Genomic DNA, 3,689 nt, shown 5'->3' on the forward strand with positions numbered 1-3,689 from the left:
CCTTCTATTCCCCCCTTTCAAAGGGGGGTTAGGGGGGATGGAAAAATAGGGATTCTGAGCGTCTGGGAAACCCTGACCGCTGCGCATGACAGAGGTGATGTCCTCCCCCTGTGTTGACATTGATAATAACAAAATGCTCCTAAAAGTGTCAAGGGCATATAAACGTTTAGCTTATGAAGGTATCCGAATCCTGGCCCAGGCTTTCATCCCGACGCTCCCCCTCCCCCCTATGCACGGGGGGTTAGGGGGGATGGAGAGCGCGGGACTTCCCGCCAGGAAAGTTAAAATCATAGCTCTAAATTATGTTATAATTTTCGTAAAAATATTAAAAATATCTAGATTCTTTCAAATTAATTCCAGTGAATAATAACCCTCGTCAATTAGCTTTTATTATCCTCCAAGAAATATATCGAAAACAGACTTTTGCCGATTTTTCCCTAGATAAATATCTGAGAAAAAATGACTTAATTGATGCTAACCGCAGATTAGTTACAGAATTAGTTTATGGTTGTGTGAGAAGAGGGCGATCGCTTGATGCTATTATCGACGAATTAGCCAAAAAGAAGTCTCATCAACAACATCCAGATTTACGCATAATTCTCCATATTGGTTTATATCAATTATCTTATTTAGAACAAATTCCAGAGTCGGCAGCAGTTGATACAACGGTTGAGTTAGCTAAACAAAATAAGTTTGCTAAATTAGCTGGTTTTGTTAATGGTTTACTCCGAGAATATATTCGGCGCGAGTTGACAATAAATCTGCCTGAAAATCCAGTACAAAAATTAGGAATAGCCTATAGTTTTCCTGACTGGATTATTGAATATTGGATAGAACAATTAGGTTTAACGGAAGCCGAAAAATTATGTTCGTGGTTTAATCAATCTCCTAGTATTGATTTAAGAATTAATCCCCTCAAAACCTCTCTGGAAGAAGTAGAAACAGCCATGAAAAATACAGGTATTTCTGTTAGTATAATTTCCCAACTTCCCCAAGCTTTAAGATTAACTGGAGCAATAGGGCAAATCCAAAAATTACCTGGTTATAACGAAGGTTGGTGGTCAATTCAAGATAGTAGTGCTCAATTAGTTACTTATTTATTAAATCCCCAACCAGGAGAAATAATAATTGATGCCTGTGCTGCACCTGGAGGAAAAACAACTCATATAGCAGAATTAATGGGAGATAATGGTAAAATTTTTGCTATTGATAAAGCTGCTTCTCGACTGAAAAAATTAGAGCAAAATGCCGAGAGATTGCAGTTAAAATCTATTTCTATTTCTACAGGTGATAGTCGCAATTTACCAAAATTTATTAATCAGGCAGATCGAGTTTTATTAGATGTACCTTGTTCTGGTTTAGGAACATTACACCGTCGAGCAGATGCGCGGTGGAGACAAACTTTAGAGAATATTCAAGAACTAGCAAAACTTCAGAGTGAGTTGTTAGAAACTGCGGCTCAATGGGTGAAACCTGGAGGTATTTTAGTATATGCAACTTGCACAATTCATCCTTTAGAAAATGAGGCAGTTATTCAGGAATTTTTAGCTAATAATTCTGAGTGGGAAATTGAACCGCAAACCGTTAATTTTATGGTGTCGCCTTGTACAGAAGGATGGATAAAAGTTTGGCCTCATAGAGAACAAATGGATGGATTTTTTATGGTGAAATTAAGATGCAAAATTATTTCCCCAGCAGAAAATAGGGAATAGGGAACAGTTGGAAAAACATTTCCTAGTCTAAGATTCATCACTATTCTATGTTCTAACCAATTCTTTCTTATACCAATTCCCATGCATTAATGCGATACTTCAACATCTAAAACATCTAAATAGTTACTAAGATTTAAAGTCTTTTTTTGAGGATTTAAGGCAGGTTAGTAGTTATTATTTGACGGACGTTCCATAACAAAAATGCTAACGTCCCTACCTCTCCCCCCTCCTCCCACACCGACCACACCGACCACACCGACCACACCGACCACACGGACCACACTTCCCCACCCGATCAGGTATAGCATTCATGCATGAGAAATGGTATTAGTTATAAAAGCTGATAGCTACTTAATCTGATTCAACCATTCATTAATTTGCTCAACCAAAAATTTACTATCTTTAATATTCATTGCTTTATCTAGTTGATATTGATTATTTTGAGATTGAGCGATCGCTTGATAACCTGATTCAAATTTAGATGATAAAACCTCTACAATATCTCTGGTATTTCCCTGATATTTTCCGTAAGTAAAATCCAATAAATGTCGTTCTATTCTAAAAAAATCATGGTCAAAATAAATATAATTCTTTTCTCCAAATAAGATAAATACTCCTGCCAAAAATAAGATAAGAAACAATATTCCATAAACAGGATTAGTTAGCAGTAATCCCACAAAGATACAAAAAATTGCACCTAAAATTCCAGAACCTCGAATTTCTCTCAAACTAGGAGCATGAGTATAGATTTCTATCATATCTGGAGATTTATTAATGGTAATAATAGTGCTAAATTTGAGAAGATTTTTTTTAGGTGTAACTAATGGTTGAAATTTTGGTTTTGAGTCGAGAGATGTCAAAGCTTCACGAGCATTTTTAAAGCGTTTTTCTAAATCCATTTCTGTCATTTGATTAATCCAAGCAGCAAAACTAGGATTAATATTCACCTTCTCAGTAAATTGAATCTGATAATTTTTTTGCGGTAAATATACAGGAGAAATACCAGTTAGTAAATGAATTAAAGTAGCTCCTAAAGCATATAAATCTGAAGCTGGAACTGCTCTACCCCAAAATTGTTCTAGAGGAGCATAACCGCTAGTTCCAATAATAGTAAAAGTTACTCCCTGAGCATTACCTTGAGATTGTACCGCGCCAAAATCTACTAAATAAATTTGTTGATCTGCACCCATAATTAAATTACTCGGTTTAATATCTCGATGCAAAACTGGAGGATCTAGTTCGTGGAGGTAAATCAGAATTTCTAATACTTCTTTAGCAATTTTTTCCACATCTTCTTCTGTAAAATTTTTCTCTCTATCTAATAATTCTTGGAGGGAAAAACCAGGAATATAATCTTGCACCAACGCAAACCAAGGCAAACCTGAATTTTCTGCTTTTTCTAGGGAAAAGTAATCCCGATAACGAGGAATATGGGGATGATTTAGAGCTTGTAAAATTTTGGCTTCTGTCTCAAATAAATTTAATTCTTGCCCTAATATTTCGGGACTATAAGCTAACATTTTGAGAGTTACTTGTTCTTGCAGTTGGGAATCAAATGCTAGCCAAGTTTTGCGGCCTGGTACAGTACGCCCTAATTGTTTTTGTAGTTGGTAACGTTCTTTTAAAATTTGTCCGGGAGTTAACATAATTAAGTTAAAAGTTGATAGTCATCTCAATACTATTAAGTCATAATAGCGTAAGTGGCATGACACGCCTAAGTAGTTCATTCTTGTAGTAGACTGACACATATTCAATGGTGCAATAAGTGTAGGTTGGGTTGAGGGACTATCTTCGGAGCTTATCCTACGGATAAACCCAACAACAATCTTTCTCCTTGCTCTCAAGACTATTGGACAATAGTTAAATTAATTCTCAAAACTGAGCGTTCGGGCGATCGCTACCTTGCCAGTTTCCCCTCAAGACTATTGGACAATAGTTAAATTAATTCTCAAAACTGAGCGTTCGGGCGATCGCTAC

At 36.2% G+C, this 3,689-nt stretch carries 3 protein-coding genes; 1 reads left to right on the forward strand and 2 read right to left on the reverse strand.

What is annotated here, in order from left to right; translation table 11 throughout:
- Positions 1-359: 359 nt before the first annotated feature.
- On the forward strand, positions 360-1,712 hold the full coding sequence (locus F6K40_RS39265; protein ID WP_293145447.1) for a 16S rRNA (cytosine(967)-C(5))-methyltransferase: 1,353 nt from the start codon (positions 360-362) through the stop codon (positions 1,710-1,712).
- Positions 1,713-1,866: 154 nt separating this feature from the next.
- Here F6K40_RS39265 and F6K40_RS39270 read toward each other — a convergent pair whose 3' ends face one another.
- Together F6K40_RS39270 and F6K40_RS39275 are read right to left on the reverse strand one after the other, a co-directional pair.
- Entirely contained in the window at positions 1,867-1,995 is a 129-nt protein-coding gene (locus F6K40_RS39270; protein ID WP_293145450.1) for a hypothetical protein, read from the reverse strand.
- Positions 1,996-2,059: 64 nt separating this feature from the next.
- Entirely contained in the window at positions 2,060-3,358 is a 1,299-nt protein-coding gene (locus tag F6K40_RS39275; RefSeq protein WP_293145453.1) for a serine/threonine protein kinase, read from the reverse strand.
- Positions 3,359-3,689 lie beyond the last annotated feature (331 nt).

Origin of the sequence: Okeania sp. SIO3I5 (assembly GCF_010672085.1) — a bacterium.
Taxonomy (GTDB): Bacteria; Cyanobacteriota; Cyanobacteriia; order Cyanobacteriales; family Microcoleaceae; genus Trichodesmium.

Bases quoted from the DNA above. Each gene is read 5' to 3' on its own strand.
- F6K40_RS39275 (WP_293145453.1), bottom strand. From the start codon at position 3,358: ATGTTAACTCCCGGACAAATTTTAAAAGAACGTTACCAACTACAAAAA.